We start from the raw sequence: 19,969 nt of genomic DNA, 5'->3' as shown, positions 1-19,969 counted from the left end.
GCCTCCGGCTCGTGGTTCCGACTACTACGGCCCACAGCGGACTTTCACCGCCTAGTTAACGCCCATGCCGGGCGCACACAAAAAACCGGAAGGCCTTAACTGGTCTGCCGGTTTTCTTCTACAGTCGACTCTTTTAAATGTTGGAGGATTCCCGCCAGCTGATCGGGCAACTCGCGTTGAATCACGGCTAACTGACTCTCCCCCGCAGGCGTCAATGCCAAGTAACGCCGACGCCGGTCACGTGAAATGACGCGCTGACTGAGATAGCCGCGCTTACAGAGATCCACCACTAAGTTAGAGGTTCGCGTCGCAGAGAAACCCAGCTTTTCCGCGGCCTGAGCCACGGTCAGCTGATCGACGGCAACATAATTCAACAACTCACACTGGGGCAAGTTCAAGTCAAGGCTGGCCAGAGGCTGGTTGTAACACTTGGTCACCACCCCATAGATTTGTGTTAACTGGCGTAACTGCGCTTCCTCCACCATCGTTTTTCCACTCCAATTTTTATCTATGTATCCGCTTTCATTGTACTACGAATAGGGTTTGTGCTCTATGCCCTTTCCACAGTGTCTTGGAAGCGCCGACCACTTAAAAAGGACTCGAGCAGGCGCCCGAATCCTTGTCGCCACTTCCTAATCTGGTTGGTGGCTTCGATTGTTAAAGTCTAAGGCAAATAACGACAGATCGTGATGCCGTAACACGCCAATCAACCGATCCAGGTTCTCCCCGTAGGCAATCTCTTTAACCCAGTGGAAAGACTCCAGCTGATGTTGCTCAGCAAAACCGGCCGCTAGCGGATCAACGCCGTAAATGACCAAGTAATTATCACGCCGATCGGGATCAATCACGGTCTGATCGGTCAACAGGCTCAGGTGGACAATGCCACTCAGCAACCGGTTAAAAATATCCGTGGTAACCCCAATCATATCGTAGGTAACCAGAATCTCTACCTTGGACGCCGTCAACGTCAGGCCGTTGGTGTATTTGCTCAGGTAACGTTGAACCAGCCGTAAATCGGCCGGAATCACCTGTTGCGGATACAGTCGCTGCATGGATTTGGCAATCGCTAGCGCCGCAGCCTTTGATTCATCGGTTGGCTGGTAAAGCGCCGTAATTTCCGGTCGGAGCAACGGGTCCACCCGAAACAGCAACATGAACTGACACAGCGCAAACAACCAGTTGGCAAACCAGTTCCGTCCGGTGGCATAGTCACTGAGGGCCGGCACGCCAGGGGCCAACTCATAGCTACCAACGTGCTGTTTCAACGCCAGATACAGACGCACCATCGCATGCGGCTGCAAAGCGCGGACGAAATATGGTGAGCTGGTCAGCAGATAGTCCAACGGGGCCAACTGTCGTAATGCCACTTGGGGGGTAACCCCCAGCGATGCCTGCAACATCCCTGCTAACTGCCGTAGATCCACCAGGTGGCCAATGGCAAACCGCAATGATTTGTACCGGTGACCCTGTGACCAGCGCAAAACAGCTACCGTAATCAGAAGTTCCCGGCGTTGCGCCAAACTAGTGGATTCTTGATACAACTCATCATTCGTATAGGTCTCAATCAACGCGCGACGCAGTGGTTGCAGGGCCGCCGGAATTGCTGGCAATTCCCCGACCGCCGTGATCGTAGTACTAAACAGCATGAAATACAGCAATTCAATCAACGCTTCATTCCCGGTCAACCGCAATGGATTCGCCGCAAACTGTAGGTCGTACTGGGCCAACTGCTGTTTCATCGGCCGAATCCGTCGGTTAAAGGTGGATGAACTGATCTGGTGATCCTCGCAAAAAGCGGCAATTGTCGGATACTTCTGCGTCAAGGTCGCCATCATCATTTGATAGGGCAGACTGGTCGTGTACAGCCAATGCCGATAGCCATCCATCGTAACCGCCGTCTGGAGGTCATCCTTTGTCAACGTCGTTTGAGCATCTAGAACCTTTAAGTCGGCGCGTAGACTCAGCAACACATGGTAAGCCCGTGAGTAGCTCACGGACGTCGATTCCGCAAAGTCGGTCAAATTAAAGTGGCGCCCGTGGTCATTCATAAAGGTTAACAGCCGGATCTTCAAGATCTCACGCGCTGTTAACATCGCAAAGTCAATCTTCACTTTACTTCACTTCACTTTTCAATCGGCTTGATGATATAGACAAGGCCCCCTTGCCCGATGGGCTGAAGGGGGTCTGCTATGTTTATTTAACAGCCGGACTAATCGATGCTGGTAATGGTAATGTTCCGTTCATCAAAGTCCGTCAACGTTTCCTTTAAGATAATCCGTGGGTCATCGTAACGCACACCTGGTAAGGCACTGCTCAGGTAGTTCCCCGTCATCCGGCCCTCAACAACTTCTGGCTGAATTAAGACATCCTGACCAACGTCCGTGGATAGCGTTACGCTTTCGCCCGCGACCAACCGGTCCACTAATGGTAAAATTGGCATCTTCTGCATCATTCCGATCACCCTCCAATTCTTATCTTTCCACTCCTCATTCTACCACGGTGACCCGTAATAATTCCCGTCGACCGCTCGGCCAAGAACAATTAAAAATAAATATAATTATTAAAGCTTACGTTTTTACCACAATTCAATTCCCCCCATTTCACCGCCCCGCCTAGCATGCTATGCTCTAGGTCAAGCTAGTTAATATCGTTTATGTTCAATATTGGGGGAGAATTTTAAAGTTATGTGGTTTAACAATCTAAGTACGGCCTTTGTGGTCGGCTATCCCATCTTCGTCTCGATCATTTGGATTACCGGCTGCCTATTTTCAAGCCTCTATCGACGGCAACAATCACGCACCTTGGTCAAGCCCACTGAGGCCCCGTTCGTCTCGATTCTAGTTCCGGCCCACAATGAGGTCGACACCCTAGAAGAGGCTATCCAATCCTTAGCCGCGTTGGATTACAGCCATTATGAAGTGGTCTTAATTGATGATTGTAGCAGCGATGCCACACGAGACCTCATGGCTTCACTCAAAGAACAATGGCGTGGTCAGCTCGACATGACTATTGTGGCGTTGCCGGTGAACCGTGGTAAGGCTAATGCCCTAAATCAAGGCCTACGAGTCGCTCGGGGAGACTATCTCGTGGCCATTGATGCCGATTCACTGCTGTCGCCAGATGCCGTGACCCAATTAATCACCACGCTGTTAGCCCAACCGGACTACGGTGCTGTGACGGGAAAACCCGTCGTCCGTAACCGCTCTAATCTGTTAGGTCGCCTCCAACTGTTGGAGTACATTGGGGTGATCGATCTCATCAAGAAGGCTCAGGCCTACCTAACCGGTAGCATTACCACCGTTTCTGGGGTCATCGTGGCCTTTCGTCGCGAGGCTTTAATTGCGGTTGGCGGCTGGAATCCCGATGTCATGACGGAGGATATCGATGTCACCTGGCGCCTTTATCGGCACCACTGGCGCGTCGCCTACGAACCACGCGCCATCTGCTGGATCTTGGTTCCTGAACGCTTACGCGGCTTGATTAAGCAACGTCAGCGCTGGTCACGAGGCGGTCTTGAGGTTCTGGTCACCAATTGGCGCGGCTTCTATCGTAACCCTTGGGGCCAACGTTTCCTGCTATTGGAGACGGTTGTTAGTAATTTATGGGCGGTCCTCACGGCGTTAAGCGTCGTCAGCTACGCTATTCAATTGCTCTTCTTGCACGGACTAGCACTGGATGGAAACCTCCTGGTGGTCCTGCTGCTATTAAGCGGGATCCAATTTACCGTGGGCTTTCTGTCCTCGCAAGTGACCGCCAAGCTCGCGGTACCAGAACTGTTACTCGTTCCCGTCTACGTTCTGTACTACTGGATGGTCAACTTGATCAGCTGTCTTTCAGCTATTGGCTCCTACTTCATTAGTCCACAACGGACTGGCACTTGGCGCAGTCCAGATCGGGGGATTTAACATGCAAAAGCAACCAATGGATCCCATCATTCGCCACCAAACCAGTCGCTTCAGCCGCTATGTTCGGGGACTCGTGCTAACTGCCCTGTGGGGATTTGTCGCGATGATCGTCTTGGCCAATATTAGTTTTAAAGCCGGCTGGTACAGCGACACGCTGGTCAGTCTTTACCTCCTCTTTAATTTAAAAGCCCACGCCGATGATCACTTGTTGGCCTTGATGGGCCTCTTGCTGATCCTGGTTCCCATTTACGCCGGTTGGCGGTGGGTCTGCCTGCGAAAGGAGGAACACTAATGTCGCGTTTATTTCGTAAGGGCCTCTTAGTGACCCTACTGGCGACCCTCCTCTTTACCCTAGGCTGGACCGCTCATCGACAGGCCGACCATCAGCAACACATGCAAGCGGGCTACGCGCTACCTGCCCAGTACCAAAAGGTGCAGAACGGCATTATGGTCTTCTGTTACCACCGCGTGCTCCAGGATAGCCTACCCACCCGGCTGGTCCAAGGCCTGTCAAATAACTCCCAGCTTCACGAATTCAACGTGCCACTGGACCAATTCAAGTCGCAAATGAAGTTTCTGAAGGAGCATCACGTGCAGGTCATCTCCGCCGATACCATGACCCAGATGGTACGGTCAGGAAAACCAGTCCACGGCAAATATGCCGTCCTGAGTTTTGACGATATCGACCGCACCGTGGTCGACAACGCCATCCCCGTGATGAAACACTACAACTTCCCCTTCACAACCTTCATTATCACCGGCAATACTGGCGAGTATCGCGAGGGAACCCAGCTGGCAACCTGGCGTCAGATTCAAGCGGCTCAAAAGGCTGCCGGTTCTCTCATGACGCTGGGACTACACACCCACAACCTGCATCATTTGAACGCCCACTTTCAGCCGGTGTTCATGCAACCGCACTTTGTCGGGCGCTTCCAGCGCGACTTCGATCAATCTAAACGAGAATTAAAACAGCACACTGGCGTTTCCGCCACATCATTTGCCTTTCCTTATGGTTCGGGCACCACTCAAATTAATCAGTTTCTAGCGAATCAACGTCTCGGTTGGGTCGCCACCCTGAACTCCGGGATTGTCACCGACCAAACCGATCTCAACGCGACACCACGAATCGTGGTTAACCAAGAGAGCTGGCCATCCATGAAGCAGTGGCTGTCGTAAACTGCAGCATGCAAAGCCAGGCACCCACCCTGACCGTTTTGGGCGTGGGTGCCTTTTCTTATTTCTGCACATGTCTTTCTTTAGCTCGAATAGTCAACTAGAATAGAGCTAATTAACCAAACTATTAAACCTGCCACTCAGATCGGAGGAAGCAATATGTCTAAACTCTACCTAAATCAAAAGGTCTTTTCTTTACGCGATAAGTTCGATATTCTCGACGAACGAGATAACCCCGTCTATCACGCAGTCGGCAGTGTCTTCCGTATTCCGAAGCACTTCGATATTCTCGATCTCAACGACCGGGTTGTCGCCAGTGTGACCAAGAAGCCCTTCACTCTGATGCCCCAATTCACTCTGGAGATCGGTGGTCGTTCGGTGGCAACCATTCAAAAACGCTTTACCTTTTTGAAGCCTCGCTATGATCTGAACGCGGCTGGTCTCACGGTTTCCGGTGATTTCTGGGACATGAACTTCGACGTCTCACGTCAGGGAACAGTTGTTGGTCAGATTCGTAAACGCTGGTTCAGTGTCGGCGACAAATATGAAATCTCCATTTTGGATGACCAGGAGGAACTCCTACTGGTTGGCCTGGTCATCGCCATTGACTACGTGAAGAAGCAGGCAGAGGCCGCAGCGGCTAGTGGTGCAGCGGCCGGTCATTAGGGTCATATAGCGGGCACTAACAGCTAGTCCACAGGAATACGTTTCGACAAAACAAAACTGGTAACCAAGGTTTGGACGCATCCAAACCATGGTTACCAGTTTTTAATTTCGTTTTATCCAATTTAGAACATTTATGAATTCAAATGGCAGCAAGTCGTACCAGACCTCTTGTGTCGCGGTTAAACTCTACTCTTAGCCGGAGGGAGCCGGCCGTGGTGAGAATGTTAGACCGAGCGGTTTATCTCGGCCTTACATTCTGGGCGACTTTGAAGACCAGTGCTTCTGGCGGGGCTTCAAATCGAGCGAGAAGCCCAAGGGGCTGAAGCGTCCCCACAGCAGGCGTAATCCCTGGCAGTCGCAGGCGGCCAATTCAAACTAGTCTACTTGTTCTTCACCGTCGACGCTAGAAGTAGAAGTTGTCACCAACATGCCAATCCAGTAAATCAAGGCCGTCAAAGCCATGGCAATGAATGTCGCTCCCACGGTATCCGCAATGACACTGACCTGCTTGAGGCCCCAGTAGGCAGCGACTCCAAGCGTCCAGCTAGCGACGGCTACCCAGTTCACCCCATGTGCGTACCAGTAGGTCCCATGGACCGCCGTGAATTCCTTCAGTTGGTATCGGCGGCGTTTCAGCACGAAGTAATCCAGTAGGAAGATGGCAATCTCGGGTCCCAGGAACATCCCGATCCCATCGAGGAAGGTTTCGAAGACATCCAGAAAGCTGGCTAGGTAAACCGGGATGAAGCTCACTGCGGTTGCCAGAATCGTCACGACCCACAGACTCACATTTAAGGAAAGGCGATGCGTGATGTTCGTTAAGGCTGACCCGGCGGACATCAGGTTCACGGCATTAGCCGTCGTACTCGTCAAAACAATTACCAGCAGGGCAATCACCCCAAGCCCTAATTTAGCGGCGACGGTACTGGGGTCCGAGTTGTTCGGGTCAAAGTGATTCAAGGATACAGCCGTCCCGATCGTGGCAAAGAGTCCAATCAAGGCAAACCAGAAGAGGCCGATGTTGGCCCCCAGAAATGACGCCGTTGTGGCAGCTGAACGTTTGTTGGTAAAGCGACTGAAGTCGGAGGCCGCCGTCACCCAGGCCAGGTTAAAGGCTGCTAGGGTATCTGCAGCCACGCCAGAAGACATCTTCAAGGCATGCGGTGGCTGCCAGCTCACGATATCATGGAATGACACCGTCTGAAAGACCACGACCGACTCCCAGAGAACGAAAACAACGACCAGGATAATCCCAACCCGTTCGATCAACCGCACCGACCGTTCTCCCATTGAGATACTCAGGAGGTGCAACACACTCATGATGATAATCCCCACGATGAGACCGAAGTTACCACCCGGCTTGCCATAGAGGGGCCAACCGAAGAGCTCCCCAAATATGTAACTGATCGATGTCGCGGCAATAAAGGTGTTCACCGCGGCCCAACCAATGAACTGAACAACATTGATAATCGACGGCACAACGCTTCCTCGTAGACCAAACGAAGCCCGAGTTAGCGCCATCGCCGGCAAGCCGGTGCGATAGCCCATGTAGCTAGCCGCCGCCAGCAAGACATAGGCCAGAACACCCACAACCATCAGCGTCGTCGAGGCGGTCAAGAAACCACACGCCGCAATGACCCCACCGATATACCAGGTCCCGTTGTTGGCATTAGCGCCAATCCAGGTGGCAAATAAATCCCAATTTCCCATGCGTCGACTCTCACGCGGTACCGCATCGACGCGGCCATACGTCTTGGCTGGTGCCTTGACCAGCGTTTTAACTTCCTGTGCCATGTGTTAGTCCCTCCTTGATTGTCGTGAATTACAGCACTTTCCCGGTAAATTCATTACTCGGTAATTGCTGGAAATCATAGGTCGCGAGGGCCTTCACATCTTGGGTGTACCAGTGCAAGCTTTCCGAAATCATCAAGTTGACCTGTTCCGTCTTCTCTTGGAGGACGATGATTGGCTTGTGACTCATCGTAGCCACTCCCAACTCATAGGCTGTACCGGAATCCACGTTTTCAGCTTCGAAGTCAATGACCGTTACCACAATTTGAGCCGCCGCAATCTGGTCCATGTCACGGTGATAGATCTCAGTTGCCCAAGGCTTCGTAAACTGTTCATGCTCGGCGTCTTGGTGCAGGCGTGGCGAATAGAAATCCACTACCGTGGGATTGGCCTCTAAGGCTTGTTCAACCCGTTGAACGCGGTCGATTTGTTCGGGACTGAAGAACGGACTTGCAACATAGATTTGTGCCATGATAAATTTCTCCAAGTAGGTGTATTCAGTCCCCGGACCCACAAAAAAAAGCGGCCGAATCCCGCGAGGATTCCAGCCGCTAGCACCCACTGGTCTCCCAGTAGTTTCTACCGTACCTTTGTTAGCCTCACGGGACTAACTTCAAAGGACTGTTTGCTTATTGGAGAGTATTATACGGACTCCTAGTCCCGTCGTCAAACCCTAAACCGATGTCCTCGCAACTAGGTTAATCGTTTCACCTGCCGCGGTGACTGGTCTAGATCACCGTAAAAATATTTTTTCTCCCGTGGATGGGTTGCCGCCTCCCACGGTCCTTGCTACACTGTTTCTAACAGGAGAGGAAGTTAATCCATGTCACAAACACAACACCCGCTACCCAACCGAATCAAGCTGATTTGGGGAATCAGCGCCATCGGTAGCCTACTGGTTCTACTCGTCGTGACCGGCCTATTCTGGCTGGCCCAGACCTACTGGGATTGGGCAGCCTGGCTGACCGTCACCATGCTCGTCATCGCCATCGGTGAACCCATCATTGAAACAGCTCTTATTCCCTATCGTTATCGTTTTACCCGCTACATGATTTCCGACACCGCCGTTGAGATGCAGGCCGGCTTTATCTTCAAGAAGCGCGTCGCCATCCCCATTGCCCGCGTCCAAAATGTGACGCTCAACGCCGGACCATTGCTCCAATGGCGCAAGCTGTCTAAGGTCACTGTGGCCACGGCCTCCACGACCCACACCATCGAAGGACTGGAGCTGGCGACCGCCGAACAGCTGCGCGATCAGATCATGCGGCTCGCCCGGGAGGCCCGCCATGACCAAAACTAAACGCACGCACCCCTTAGGCCTCCTCGACCATCTTGCCAAATCGGTTAAAAATTGGTGGCCCCTTTTAATTATCATTCTCGCACAGTCGCAGTCCTGGTGGGGCAAGCTTCTCATCCCCGCAGCTATCCTGATCTTCGTCGTTTGGCCCCTGATCAGCTGGTGGTCCATCAGCTATCGGATCACCCCCACGGCCTTGGAATTTCACTCCGGTATTCTGGTTCGCCATCATGAACACATCCCCTATGCCCGCATTCAAACGGTACAACGGAAGCAATGGTTCTATCTGGCGCCCTTTCATTTAGAAGAGGTCTCGGTTGAGACGGCCAGCCACGAAGATGGCAAACCAGAAGTCCGGCTGGCCGCGGTAACGCCTGACGTCGCCGCCCTCATCGAGCATTATCGTCAGGCGGCCAACGCTACCTCGAGCGATAACTCTGTGGATTCCGCAGAACCAGCGACCACTCCTGCCGTACAGGCCAGTTATGCCCTGACGACTCGCCCTAGATGGCAATTTGTTCTCACATCGACGGGATTCATCCCCATTCTCTTAGTGGCCTTGGGGATCTACGGCAAGCTTCCCCACAATCTCATCGAACGCCTAGGATCGGACTTGGCCCACTTGAGCGGTCTGTTCCTGATCATTGGTGGCTTGGCAATTGCTGTTGCCGCCTGGCTCTTTACGGTGGTCATGCTACTCATTCGCTACTTTCATTTCCGGGCAACCCGGACTGGTGACCAGATTCAGGTCGCCAAGGGCCTCTTTCAACGCAACACGATCACCGTCCCCTTGCAACGCATTCAGGCGGTTCGTTTCAAACAGAACGTCTTCCGCCAATGGATTGCGATTCAAACGACCCAACTCCTCCTGGCCTCCCACGCGGCAGCCGAGGATAATAATGACGACCTGGTGCTCCTCCCAGCCGTCACTCTGCAACAAAGCTATGCCGACTTACAGCCTTTCGTCGACTGGACACCAGCCACTCCACCCGATTTATCGGACCTGAGCGTCACCAACGGGCGTCGTTGGCTCCTGGTCCGCAACGCTCTCCTCATCGCCTTGGTTCCCGTCGCCATCGCCACTTGGTTCTGGCCGACCTGGAACGCCCTCTTTGACATTGCCTTAGTCATTGCCTTTGGTCAGGGACTGTTCGCGGCCAACAATACCGGAGGCAGCTTAGTCGGACACAAGCTCTTGGTCTTGCGTACCGGCCACTGGTGGACCCGTGAAACCTACCTGGTGCCCCTAGCCAAAATTCAGTCGGTTCGTTTACATCAGTCAATCTGGATGAAGCGGACTCACCTGATGCACCTCACCGTTAACGTCCGTCATGGCAACCGTAACCAGGCCATTACCTTGCGTTACCTGACGGCAGAACAGGCCGAATCCATCTACGACTGGTACCGCACGAACGCCATTTGAAAGGCGTTTTCGCATGGCAAGACCCTCGATCAAATTTACCGTTAGATCAGAAAACAGGCACCGCCGACAAAATTGTCAGTGGTGCCTGTTTTTGTCGTCCAACCATTCCCCAACAGTCAAACGCTCCCCCTGGACGGCTGACTTCCCCAAGCCATAACCATCCGATGTTTCTATTTTTCAATTCCTACTCTTCAGCCTGTTTACTTTCTCGCCATTGATGCCACTTTTCACCCAAGCGTGGCCGCCAGAGCCAACCGTAACCGAAGAGGGCCGCTAAGATAAATGCACCCGCCATGGTTACGCCATCGGAATCGAAGCTGTACAGCCACGTGACGTACACCACAAAGACAATGTATACCGGAACCCGCAAGCGCGGGAACAGGAGATATTCCCCATTATGTTCGAGTGATAAGTGTGGATACAAGACAGCTCCCCAGATAAAGAGGATGACGGCGGTAACGAGCCAAACGCCCGCGCCAACCCATGGCAAAGCTGCTTGAGAGACCTTGAACCAGGGCCCACTTAAGATACTACCACCAATTCCACTCAAACCAACTAAAGAAAGAGTAAAGCCTGAGATGGTCACGATTAGCGACCCCGTCTGGCCGACAATGAGTGCGGCAAACCAGCTCAGGGAGAACATTCCAATGGAGAAGGCCAGGCCCATGGCCCAAGACGTGATCAGTCCTGGCCAGGCCAGCGTGAATGTCGTCCCATTCGGCTTGCTGAGCCAGTAAAGGAGATATTGAATCGCCAGGATCACCACCGACATTCCTAATAGGGCACTCAGGGCAATCCGGAGCTTGGCCCAGTAGACCTTCAACCGACTGAAGCCGCTACTAAAGAGAAACTCATTGAAATGGTCACGTAGGTCGAGGTGCATGATTTCTAACCCACCCAGCCAAAAGGCAAAGATGAGCCACCAGGAATAAGCGCTAAAGTAGTTTCCCTTATACACTTGCCATTTACGAATCGACGCCGTGACAATGTGAATATTGGGTTCCGGATCCTGCTTCAGCGTGTGAAGTAGGATCAACGTCATCATGACGGTCCCCAACAGGGCAATACCACCGATCACGGCCATCATTTTACGATGACGCCGCCAAATTAAACGATCTAATTTATTGTTAAACATGTCTGCCCCTCCTACTTCATCATCTGGTAACCGGTCTCGTGAGCTAAGTTAGCCCGGAACAGGTCTTCCAGTGTCAATGGTAATTCTTCAAACAACACGGGTTTCAAGTCCTTCAGGGCCCGATCGATTTCCGGCGTGTAATTGGTAATGACCACCACCAAGACCCGGCCAGAAACGCGAATCAACTGGCTGTGTTCCTTTAAAACAGCCGGAATCACCCGGTCGTTTAGGACCAGCTGAATCTTCTTGGCCTTAGCCCGGATGTCTTCCAGGTTGTAATCGTGAACCAGCTTGCTGTCCTTTAACAACAGCACCCGATCACTCAACCCATCGAGTTCATTCAGGTCATGTGATGAAATCAGGAAGCCCTTCTGTTGGTCGGCCACCTCGTCAATGACCATTGAGGCAATATTTTCACGGATAATCACGTCTAGCCCATCGAAAGGTTCATCGAGAATGATATACGTGGCATTAGAGGTCAAGGCCAATACTAAGTTGACCAAGGCTCGCATCCCTTTAGAGAGACGACGATATTGGCTATTCCGGTCCAGCTTGAACTCGGCTAATAGCGCCGTAAACCGTTGCTCGTCAAAGCGAGGATAAACCGCCATGAAGAAGTCTGGCAGTTCCCACAATCGATAATTATTTAAAAAGTTATATTGCGTGTCAATAAAGAATAATTGCTGTTGCCGACTGGGAACCTGCTGGATGTTCTGACCATCCACCGTGACATTTCCGGCCTCTGGGATGTAGTGATTCATCATGCTTCGGAATAGCGTGGTCTTTCCGACCCCATTCCGACCGACTAACCCAAGAATTTCTCCCGGTGCCCATTCAAACGTAATGTCCTGGATGATCTGCCGACCACCAATCTCTTTACTCAGTCCTGCTACATTTAAAGTCACTGTGCTTCCCCCTCATAGGCCACTTTGATCCAACTCACGACGTCCTCCAAAGGCACGCCAAGATATTGAATTTCCGTCAGTAGCGTTAATAATTGTTTCTTGGTCGCGACGACTTGCGCGGAATCTCCCGCTGGTGCCGTGGCCTCCCGCACGTAAGTCCCTTTACCATGGACCGTTGAGATGACGTGCTGGGATTCTAACTGTTTATAAGCCTTGCTCACCGTATTCGGATTCAACTGTTCCTGGCGCGCCATTTCACGCACCGACGGTAACCGGTCTCCCGGTCGCAAGATTCCCTGAACGATTTGCTGTTTTACCCGCAATACCAGTTGCTCGTAGTACGGCAGACTGGATTGATCGTTAACTTGCATGCTCTTCACCCCTTGGTTTGGCTACCTGTTCTGTGTGTACTATTATACCTAGTACAGTTAAAAAGGCAACCCCCCGAGACGAAAAATCCTCATCGATCCCGTTTTCAAAAGAAAGAGGGCCCGCTAAACCGCGCCGCCCTCACGTTTTGTTTATTTTAAATTAAGCTTCTGGTCCTTGATCCCCAGTAAAGGTGTCCGCTGCTGGCGTATCTTCATCGCGAATCACAAGCTGGTTATAAAACTTGGCCCGAGTCTGGTCGTAGTATGGTTGGACGAACAGTGCGGCGAAACCAAAGGTAATCCCCTGCAACATCATCCACCCAATAAAGCTCAGGTCCATGATGAAGAGAAAGGCCTTGTTGCCATCCATCAGCCGACGGGATTCCGTGATCGCCTCTAACGGTGTAATCGGATCGTTCCGGTCGATGGCATCCCGATAAATATAAAATGATTGCGAATACGCATAGGCTTTAATCATCCCTGGGACAAAGAATAACAGGCTCCACAGGAAGGTGAAGATTCCCACTAGGATGGCAATAAAGAGCCAACCTAAGAAATACTGACCCTTGTCAAATAAGGCAAAACTCCGTTGGAGCGGGTTATCCATGGTAATCTTGCCCCGATCCAAGTCAATCATGGTCAATTGGGACCCCACCCGCATGATCGAAGAGGCAATCGTCAGAACTCCGGCCAACGACAGGCCCCCACCTAAGACGAATCCGGAATTATTATTAACAGCCATAATCCAATTCATACTGCGTTGATAGGTCAGGCCCCCAATGAAACCCAAGGCCAACCAAAGAATGGTCAGTAAAAAGTAGAATTTAAAATGATCCAACACCTGAGCTTTGGCCCCGAGTTTGAAATCAATGCGATCCTGTGAATCCATAGCGAATCTCCTCCTCTGATGATTGCCTCATTGTAACATAATTGTAACAATAAGTTTAGGGGGGTTCCTGAATTTAACTAAATTCGCTATCGCTAAGTTAATACCGGACAACTGGAGCCGCAATCTACAAAAAATCGGCGGCTCAAGTTTCGAACCACCGATCCTAAGTTTCATTTATTGACTACTCGATCCACTCTGACTTGGCATGCCACTTGGCTTGCTAGGACGCTTGCCACTCATGCCCTTAGGCGCGTTCTTCATCTGCTGGGTTTGGGCAGATTTGGCCTGTTGTTGACCCAGAAGGTAACCCGTTCCCCCACCGCCAACAAACAGGAGGAATCCTGCCAGAACAAAGATTAACCAACGTTTGGGGCCTTGATGACTTGATCTCATGACGCACTCATCCTTTCGGAAGCTCGTGGCTTCGTTCATGAAAACCAGTCTAGCATTGGGAGCTTAATGGGAACTAAACGGCATTAGTTGCGGCTATTAAAAAAGGATGACGGCTGTCATCCCCTTTTGGTTTTTTGAATTTAGATGGTCGAAACGTGCGCTAGAAGGCAGCCAACTCCGCTTAAACCTGGTAACTAAATAATCCAAGACCGGGATTATTCAGTTACCAGCCTTAATGCTCGCTGGCTAACCGCCTTCTATCACACTCTCTATTCAGCATACAACGCCGCAACCTGATCCTGAACCTGTTGGTGGCCCAAGAACTCGTCGTAAGTCGTATCTGCTCGGTCGACAATTCCCTTTGGTGAGACTTCAATGATGCGGTTGGCAATCGTTTGAATGAACTCGTGGTCATGGGAAGTGAAGAGAATACTACTCTTGAAGGACACCAGAGCGTCATTTAACGCCGTGATGGATTCCAAGTCCAAGTGGTTGGTGGGATCGTCTAACAAGAGAACGTTCGCCTTACTCAACATCATCTTGGATAACATTGCCCGGACCTTTTCGCCCCCGGACATCACGTCAACTTCACGGTTAACGTCGTCGCCAGAGAACAGCATCTTCCCCAGGAACCCACGGAGGAAGGTGTTGTCACTTTCTTCCTTGGATGCGAACTGCCGTAACCAGTCGATCACGGACATCTCGTTGTCAGCGAAGTAGTCGTTGACGTTCTTAGGCAGGTAGGTCGTGCTGGTCGTTTGTCCCCAGGTAATAGTCCCACTATCGGGTTCCAACTCACCGGAAATGAGTTGCATCAGAATCGTGGTCGTCAAGTCATTACGACTGATGAAGGCCACCTTCTCACCGGGACGCAACGTGAAGCTCACGTCGTCAAGAATCGTAACGCCGTCAATGGTCTTGCTCAAGTGTTCTACACGAACCAAATCATTCCCCAATTCACGTTCTGGATTGAACGAAATGAAGGGGTACTTACGGGAGGATGGCTTGATATCATCTAACGTGATCTTTTCAAGTTGCTTCTTCCGTGAAGTGGCTTGCTTAGACTTCGAGGCGTTGGCACTAAACCGGGCCACGAATTCTTGCAATTGCTTGATCTGGTCGGCCTTCTTAGCGTTGGCGTTAGCCTTCAGCTTGGCAGCCAATTCGCTAGATTCCATCCAGAAATCGTAGTTCCCAACAAACAACGTGATCTTCCCAAAGTCCACGTCACACATGTGGGTGCAGACCTGGTTCAGGAAGTGACGGTCATGGGAAACGACGATGACGGTGTTTTCGTAACCCGCCAAGAAGTTTTCCAACCAGCTGATCGATTGAACATCTAACCCATTGGTTGGTTCGTCCAAGAGCAAGACGTCGGGATGGCCGAATAAGGCTTGGCCCAGTAAGACCTTCACCTTTTGAGGTTCCGTCAATTCACTCATTGGAACCTGGTGAAGGGATTCATCGATGCCTAAGGATTGTAACATTTGGCTTGCTTCGGCCTCGGCTTCCCAACCACCCATTTCGCCAAATTCGGCTTCGAGTTCGGCGGCACGAATCCCATCTGCGTCGCTGAAGTCGGCCTTCATGTAGATGGCGTTCTTCTCAGTCATGATGTCATAGAGCTTCTTGTACCCTTGCATCACGGTGTTCAAAACCGTTTCATTTTCGAAAGCAAAGTGATCTTGGTTCAAGCTGGACATCCGTTCATTCGGACCCATGGACACAGTCCCAGTCGTTGGCTTGAGCTTGTTCTCAATGATTTTCAGGAACGTGGACTTACCGGCGCCGTTAGCGCCAATGACTCCATAACAATTCCCCGGGGTAAACTTAAGATTGACTTCGTCGTAGAGCTTCCGGTCGGAGAACTGCATACTGACATTATTGACGGTTAACATGAACGATACCTCCTGTGATTTTCGCGTAAAAAACCAACGTGTCAATTAACGGCAACGTTGGCTCTGCACTCGTATTCGTTGTGTTATGTTGGCTCAGTCTACCATAAATACCCCATACAAGCAATGGTTATGCTACGACCAGGCCCGTTGTGCGGCATAGCGTTCGCGGTAAGTCATCGGGGTCATCTGGAAGTGTTGCTTGAACGTCACGAAGAAGTTTTTCTCCGTCCGAAAGCCCGTCTTGGTCGCAATCGTTTGAACCGAATCCTGGGAGGTCATCAGGAGCTCCGTCGCCCGTTCCAAGCGGATCTGACCCAGATAAGCCTTGGGGGCCACCCCCATGTATTCCTTGAAAAACCGGGAGAAATAGACACTGGAATAGTTCAGTCGTTCGGCTAAATCGGCAATGGAAAAGGCCGTGCCATATTTATCCTGAATCTCGGTCACTGCCTGGCGAAGTGGTTCCGGTAAGGGCAATTGGTCATTGCTGACCTGCCCGTTAACCTGTAAGTGTTTTAACAATTGACCCACCAATTGATATTCCGCACCCAAACTCGCGAGATAGTCGGCTCGCTGGTCTGGTTCCGTCACGGCATTGGTGGCTAGCGTGTCCACAGCGCGGCCTAAGTCGCGATATGGATCTGTTCTCAGATCCAGGTCTAGTGGCCCCCAGATCGGCAGCTGTTCGTCCTCAACCACATTGCGTAGCCAAGCTGCGGGTAAGAGAAGGGTCACAATTTGATTATCCTCATCCAAATACGTTTCGTAACTATGCACTACTTCAGAGTTAACCACGTAGAGGTGGTGATCCTGCATTTCAAACGTCGAGCTCCCAATGTGAACGGTTCCTGGATGGCCCCGATAAGCATAGGCCAATTCAACCGAATTGTGCCAGTGTGGCAAAACCATTTTAGGTCCACAAGTGCCGTGATCAATGACCCTCAGCGGCAGTGCCATAGTATAATTCAGTCGTTCGTGATACGGCTGTGGCATGGTGATTCCTCCCTTTCAAATTTTGAACAAATCCAGCCATTTCTGGCGTCACCATTTAACTAGACCAATCTTCTCAATTACGCTTAGTATTAGCATACCACGTGCAGGACCAACTAGGTTAAAATTAGTAACCCACTCCTTAAATTACGGGATTCACCAAACCCATAATCCCCCATATAATGTACTTGTAACATCCGGATGGATACAAATCATTTGATGCCTGATGGGTCTTTCCAACGAGACCAATCCGGGCCTGACGTGATTTGTTTGCCGCTTTAACCTGTTTACACGCTACTGGGGGGTAACCTGTAAACACCGCGACCGTTCAGTTTGTTCGAGCCGTAACTCAACAGCTGGCGCCATCCTGGTTCATGACCACACGTTGTGCCTTTGGGGAGGGACAACGTGGCTGACACCGACCAACTATTACTGAATCACTGGCTTTCTTGGGGAAGAGGCCGGTGATACAGTTGTTCCAACAGAATAGGCCATGGCCATCGGAGGCTTTGGGGGAGGCAGCTAGCTTAGCTAGCTGCTTTTTTATTTTGAAAAACGTCGGACTTGTGACAACTAGCTAGGGTTAAGTAAAACTGGTTGTCGCGAGTCCTACACTTTGGTTCTGTATCTAGTGGGTGCTAAAAGGGCCTGGAAACTTAGTCCCAGGCCCTTCTGTCGTTGGTGTTTATATGGTGGAAACGTGCACCAACAGGCAGTCAGCTCCGCTTAACCCCAATAACCGCCTGTTGGTACACTCTATTTCTTTTCTATTCTACCGATTGCATCGCTTCAGGACGTTTTAACAAAAACGCCATCAGGTAAGAAACGATGAGGAAGCCCGCCACAACCAGGTATGGGTAGTGGGGGTTCATGTCTAGTAACATCCCCGACATGATTGGACCGACAATGTTTCCGATACTGGTCAGCGACATGTTCAGTCCGTTAATCAAGCCTTGGTTGGATTCGCTGGCTTTGGTTAACAGCGTGGTAATCGCTGGGCGAAGCAGGTCAAATGAGGAGAAGATAATCAGCGTCGCAATCATCACGGCAATCTTCCCGTGCGCCTGGGTAATCCAGACCACACAGATGGCAGCCAGGAAGAAACAGACTCGAATGACCCGCCGTTCACCCCACCGACTCACTAGGGTATCAAACATCGCGACTTGTAGGAATAACGAGATTAACCCATTAAGGGTCAACACTAAGGCGATGTTACTCAAGCTAAAGTGGAACACTTCATTGACGTAAATACTGTAGATACTTTCAAACCCTTGCAGACCAAATGAGGAAACCAGAATCATGGTAAAGAGAATGATGATGGGAACCGTCCAGAAAGCCCGGCTCATAGGATGGGCCGAAGGTTCGGCGATCGGATCATCAACCTCGGCCATGGTCTTCTTGGTTTCGGCATCGCTGGGCAACAGGCTGATCAGGACAATCGCACTGATTAACCCCAGCGCACCGGCGGCCCAGAATGGCGTCTTGTAACTGATACCGGCCAAAATCCCCCCGATACCAGGACCCAGAATGAGTCCCCCACTAAAAGCGGCCGACAACCAGCCAATAACTCTGGCCCGCTGATGCTTCGTGGTAATATCGGCGGCTAGCGCCATGGCGGTTGGCACAACCATGGCGGCGGATAACCCACCGATTAACCGTGAAATGTTGAAGACCATTAACCGATTGGTCAAGGCAAACAGCACTTCCGACACCATGAATAACAAGAGCCCTGCGGTCAGCACTGGCTTACGCCCGATGCGATCGGAGAGCCGCCCAATGATTGGCGAAGCCACGAATTGGGCAAAGGCAAAGAGGGAATTCATAATCCCCATATCAGTTGCGGTCAGATGCAATTCATTCTTGATAAAAGGCATGACCGGAATCACTAAACTAATTCCCAGACAGACTAGGAATTCACTAAAAATTAAAATAAAAATGGCCCGTTTCGTTTTTTTCGTCACGGCGGCTCACCCCTTCTCTGATTTTTGACGACAATAGTATTACTATATCAATATTTGACGGTGTTTGTCTAATCATCTGCTCAGCAGAGTGCGAGAACAGGCGTTTAGCCGGCGAGCATTAACGGGGACTGCTGGATAATCCCGCCCCTGGATTATCTAGCGGTCCCTGTTAAGCGGAGCCGGCTGCCTGTTCTCGCACGTTTCAACTATATAAAATTTAAGAATCACTACGTCTCCTGTTGTCCCCTTAGCCAATCCCCCCAGCTCTGATAATTACCAGCCAGATAACTGTCGTGAAGATAGACCAGATCCAAGTCATGTTTGAGTTGCCCGGCCTCTAATGGTAAGACCTGCAAGTCTCCTCGGGCAATGGCCATCGCTACTACTGAGCGATAGACAAAACTAATGCCGCTCCCCTGCGCCACTAGTTCCCTGATAGCCGTGGGATTATTAACGGTCACGATTTGTGGAAATTCGGCAAACGACACGTTAGCCGCCGCTGCGAGATGCCGGAGAATCTCGCGACTACCAGAACCTGTCTCTCGAACGATTAAGGGATAGTCGAGGAGATCAGCCCAACTAACTGTGGGTAAGGCCGCCAAGGGATGGTCAGCCGCTACCACGCCGACAAAGGGTTCCTGCCGGACGACCCGGTAGTCATACTGGCTTTTGTCGAAGTTCCCTTCAATCAAGGCGAAGTCACTCGCCCCCGTGGTCAACGCCGCCAAGGCAGCCTGCGTATTCGTCACGCGACAGGTAATCTCCCGGTAGGTTCCGGTTCGCTGGAGGTGCCCAATCAGTTGCGGTGCCAGAAATTCACTGAGTGACAGCGTGGTACTGAAGGTCAACCGCTTCGGCGTTCGCGGATGTTTGAGATGGTCTAACACTTTATCTGTTTGAACTTGGACCCGCTGTACCAGGTCTGCGAGTTCCCGTCCGGCCGGGGTAATTGTCAGGTGAGGCCGCTGGTAAGTGACGAGTGACACTCCCAATTCCGCCTCTAAACTCTTGATTTGCTGGGAAACGGCCGGTTGCGTAATGTAGAGTTGCTGCGCTGTCTGCGTGTAAGACTTGGTGGTTGCGAGTACCAGAAACGTTTGATAGCGATTATCGAGCATGACGATTCCTTCTTTTCTGTATAAGCTGTCCTTATAGTGTTATTATTCATTCCA

General features: G+C 51.3%; 20 protein-coding genes. 6 read left to right on the top strand and 14 right to left on the bottom strand.

Going from position 1 to position 19,969, the window contains the following annotated elements; genetic code table 11:
• Positions 1-95: 95 nt before the first annotated feature.
• The 3 genes from OCU14_RS05160 to OCU14_RS05150 form a co-directional block, all read right to left on the bottom strand.
• Positions 96-485: a MarR family winged helix-turn-helix transcriptional regulator gene (locus OCU14_RS05160; protein ID WP_261810098.1), complete on the bottom strand. Its 390-nt coding sequence runs from the start codon at positions 483-485 to the stop codon at positions 96-98.
• A 147-nt stretch (positions 486-632) separates the two neighbouring features.
• Positions 633-2,111: a helix-turn-helix domain-containing protein gene (locus OCU14_RS05155; protein ID WP_261810097.1), complete on the bottom strand. Its 1,479-nt coding sequence runs from the start codon at positions 2,109-2,111 to the stop codon at positions 633-635.
• A gap of 98 nt (positions 2,112-2,209) precedes the next feature.
• Positions 2,210-2,452 carry a hypothetical protein gene (locus OCU14_RS05150; protein WP_057877884.1) on the bottom strand — a complete coding sequence of 81 codons (243 nt, stop codon included), beginning with the start codon at positions 2,450-2,452 and terminating at the stop codon, positions 2,210-2,212.
• Positions 2,453-2,684: 232 nt separating this feature from the next.
• Here OCU14_RS05150 and OCU14_RS05145 point away from each other — a divergent pair, with 232 nt between their 5' ends.
• From OCU14_RS05145 to OCU14_RS05130, 4 genes are all read left to right on the top strand, one after another.
• Positions 2,685-3,905, top strand: a complete 1,221-nt coding sequence (locus OCU14_RS05145) for a glycosyltransferase family 2 protein (RefSeq protein WP_261810096.1) — start codon at positions 2,685-2,687, stop codon at positions 3,903-3,905.
• A 1-nt stretch (position 3,906) separates the two neighbouring features.
• Positions 3,907-4,197: a hypothetical protein gene (locus OCU14_RS05140; protein ID WP_261810095.1), complete on the top strand. Its 291-nt coding sequence runs from the start codon at positions 3,907-3,909 to the stop codon at positions 4,195-4,197.
• Positions 4,197-5,081 carry a polysaccharide deacetylase family protein gene (locus OCU14_RS05135; protein WP_261810094.1) on the top strand — a complete coding sequence of 295 codons (885 nt, stop codon included), beginning with the start codon at positions 4,197-4,199 and terminating at the stop codon, positions 5,079-5,081. Before OCU14_RS05140 ends, OCU14_RS05135 begins: the two co-directional genes overlap by 1 nt.
• Positions 5,082-5,237: 156 nt before the next feature.
• The gene (locus OCU14_RS05130; protein WP_261810093.1) at positions 5,238-5,744 is read left to right on the top strand and encodes an LURP-one-related/scramblase family protein; all 507 of its coding nucleotides are present in this window, start codon (positions 5,238-5,240) and stop codon (positions 5,742-5,744) included.
• Positions 5,745-6,119: 375 nt separating this feature from the next.
• On the opposite strand, the gene OCU14_RS05125 is transcribed toward OCU14_RS05130, so the two are convergent.
• On the bottom strand, positions 6,120-7,538 hold the full coding sequence (locus tag OCU14_RS05125; RefSeq protein WP_261810092.1) for a cytosine permease: 1,419 nt from the start codon (positions 7,536-7,538) through the stop codon (positions 6,120-6,122).
• Positions 7,539-7,566: 28 nt separating this feature from the next.
• Entirely contained in the window at positions 7,567-8,007 is a 441-nt protein-coding gene (locus OCU14_RS05120) for a nucleoside 2-deoxyribosyltransferase (RefSeq protein ID WP_057877878.1), read from the bottom strand.
• A 351-nt stretch (positions 8,008-8,358) separates the two neighbouring features.
• Here OCU14_RS05120 and OCU14_RS05115 point away from each other — a divergent pair, with 351 nt between their 5' ends.
• Both OCU14_RS05115 and OCU14_RS05110 read left to right on the top strand, forming a co-directional pair.
• Positions 8,359-8,835 carry a PH domain-containing protein gene (locus OCU14_RS05115; protein WP_261810091.1) on the top strand — a complete coding sequence of 159 codons (477 nt, stop codon included), beginning with the start codon at positions 8,359-8,361 and terminating at the stop codon, positions 8,833-8,835.
• Positions 8,822-10,255 (top strand): PH domain-containing protein, encoded by a 1,434-nt coding sequence (locus OCU14_RS05110; RefSeq protein WP_261810090.1) that lies wholly within the window; start codon positions 8,822-8,824, stop codon positions 10,253-10,255. The genes OCU14_RS05115 and OCU14_RS05110 overlap by 14 nt, the downstream gene beginning before the upstream one ends.
• A 184-nt stretch (positions 10,256-10,439) precedes the next feature.
• On the opposite strand, the gene OCU14_RS05105 is transcribed toward OCU14_RS05110, so the two are convergent.
• From OCU14_RS05105 to OCU14_RS05065, 9 genes are all read right to left on the bottom strand, one after another.
• Positions 10,440-11,390 (bottom strand): ABC transporter permease, encoded by a 951-nt coding sequence (locus OCU14_RS05105; RefSeq protein WP_261810089.1) that lies wholly within the window; start codon positions 11,388-11,390, stop codon positions 10,440-10,442.
• A gap of 11 nt (positions 11,391-11,401) precedes the next feature.
• A complete protein-coding gene (locus tag OCU14_RS05100) occupies positions 11,402-12,295 on the bottom strand; it encodes an ATP-binding cassette domain-containing protein (RefSeq protein WP_261810088.1) in 894 nt (297 codons plus the stop codon).
• Positions 12,292-12,666 (bottom strand): GntR family transcriptional regulator, encoded by a 375-nt coding sequence (locus OCU14_RS05095; RefSeq protein WP_125545180.1) that lies wholly within the window; start codon positions 12,664-12,666, stop codon positions 12,292-12,294. The genes OCU14_RS05100 and OCU14_RS05095 overlap by 4 nt, the downstream gene beginning before the upstream one ends.
• Before the next feature lie 160 nt (positions 12,667-12,826).
• Positions 12,827-13,555, bottom strand: coding sequence for a DUF975 family protein (locus tag OCU14_RS05090; protein WP_261810087.1), 729 nt, complete (start codon positions 13,553-13,555; stop codon positions 12,827-12,829).
• Positions 13,556-13,729: 174 nt separating this feature from the next.
• Positions 13,730-13,948 carry a hypothetical protein gene (locus OCU14_RS05085; RefSeq protein ID WP_261810086.1) on the bottom strand — a complete coding sequence of 73 codons (219 nt, stop codon included), beginning with the start codon at positions 13,946-13,948 and terminating at the stop codon, positions 13,730-13,732.
• Positions 13,949-14,217: 269 nt separating this feature from the next.
• Positions 14,218-15,846 (bottom strand): ABC-F family ATP-binding cassette domain-containing protein, encoded by a 1,629-nt coding sequence (locus OCU14_RS05080; RefSeq protein ID WP_261810085.1) that lies wholly within the window; start codon positions 15,844-15,846, stop codon positions 14,218-14,220.
• A gap of 132 nt (positions 15,847-15,978) precedes the next feature.
• Positions 15,979-16,839 (bottom strand): AraC family transcriptional regulator, encoded by an 861-nt coding sequence (locus OCU14_RS05075; RefSeq protein WP_261810084.1) that lies wholly within the window; start codon positions 16,837-16,839, stop codon positions 15,979-15,981.
• A 764-nt stretch (positions 16,840-17,603) separates the two neighbouring features.
• The gene (locus OCU14_RS05070; RefSeq protein WP_261810083.1) at positions 17,604-18,797 is read right to left on the bottom strand and encodes an MFS transporter; all 1,194 of its coding nucleotides are present in this window, start codon (positions 18,795-18,797) and stop codon (positions 17,604-17,606) included.
• 227 nt (positions 18,798-19,024) lie between these two features.
• Positions 19,025-19,915 (bottom strand): LysR family transcriptional regulator, encoded by an 891-nt coding sequence (locus OCU14_RS05065; protein WP_261810082.1) that lies wholly within the window; start codon positions 19,913-19,915, stop codon positions 19,025-19,027.
• Between the last annotated feature and the right edge of the window lie 54 nt (positions 19,916-19,969).

The organism is Levilactobacillus humaensis, from assembly GCF_024345185.1.
Classification (GTDB): Bacteria; Bacillota; Bacilli; order Lactobacillales; family Lactobacillaceae; genus Levilactobacillus; species Levilactobacillus humaensis.
Note: the sequence above shows the minus strand (reverse complement) of the source record. Positions and strands in the feature narration are given on the sequence as shown.

Excerpts from the sequence above, each read along its gene's own strand:
- OCU14_RS05160 (WP_261810098.1), bottom strand. The coding sequence starts at position 485 with ATGGTGGAGGAAGCGCAGTTACGCCAGTTAACACAAATCTATGGGGTG.
- OCU14_RS05150 (WP_057877884.1), bottom strand. The coding sequence starts at position 2,452 with ATGATGCAGAAGATGCCAATTTTACCATTAGTGGACCGGTTGGTCGCG.
- OCU14_RS05145 (WP_261810096.1), top strand. The coding sequence starts at position 2,685 with ATGTGGTTTAACAATCTAAGTACGGCCTTTGTGGTCGGCTATCCCATC.
- OCU14_RS05140 (WP_261810095.1), top strand. The coding sequence starts at position 3,907 with ATGCAAAAGCAACCAATGGATCCCATCATTCGCCACCAAACCAGTCGC.
- OCU14_RS05135 (WP_261810094.1), top strand. The coding sequence starts at position 4,197 with ATGTCGCGTTTATTTCGTAAGGGCCTCTTAGTGACCCTACTGGCGACC.
- OCU14_RS05130 (WP_261810093.1), top strand. The coding sequence starts at position 5,238 with ATGTCTAAACTCTACCTAAATCAAAAGGTCTTTTCTTTACGCGATAAG.
- OCU14_RS05125 (WP_261810092.1), bottom strand. The coding sequence starts at position 7,538 with ATGGCACAGGAAGTTAAAACGCTGGTCAAGGCACCAGCCAAGACGTAT.
- OCU14_RS05120 (WP_057877878.1), bottom strand. The coding sequence starts at position 8,007 with ATGGCACAAATCTATGTTGCAAGTCCGTTCTTCAGTCCCGAACAAATC.
- OCU14_RS05115 (WP_261810091.1), top strand. The coding sequence starts at position 8,359 with ATGTCACAAACACAACACCCGCTACCCAACCGAATCAAGCTGATTTGG.
- OCU14_RS05110 (WP_261810090.1), top strand. The coding sequence starts at position 8,822 with ATGACCAAAACTAAACGCACGCACCCCTTAGGCCTCCTCGACCATCTT.
- OCU14_RS05105 (WP_261810089.1), bottom strand. The coding sequence starts at position 11,390 with ATGTTTAACAATAAATTAGATCGTTTAATTTGGCGGCGTCATCGTAAA.
- OCU14_RS05095 (WP_125545180.1), bottom strand. The coding sequence starts at position 12,666 with ATGCAAGTTAACGATCAATCCAGTCTGCCGTACTACGAGCAACTGGTA.
- OCU14_RS05090 (WP_261810087.1), bottom strand. The coding sequence starts at position 13,555 with ATGGATTCACAGGATCGCATTGATTTCAAACTCGGGGCCAAAGCTCAG.
- OCU14_RS05085 (WP_261810086.1), bottom strand. The coding sequence starts at position 13,948 with ATGAGATCAAGTCATCAAGGCCCCAAACGTTGGTTAATCTTTGTTCTG.
- OCU14_RS05080 (WP_261810085.1), bottom strand. The coding sequence starts at position 15,846 with ATGTTAACCGTCAATAATGTCAGTATGCAGTTCTCCGACCGGAAGCTC.
- OCU14_RS05075 (WP_261810084.1), bottom strand. The coding sequence starts at position 16,839 with ATGCCACAGCCGTATCACGAACGACTGAATTATACTATGGCACTGCCG.
- OCU14_RS05065 (WP_261810082.1), bottom strand. The coding sequence starts at position 19,915 with ATGCTCGATAATCGCTATCAAACGTTTCTGGTACTCGCAACCACCAAG.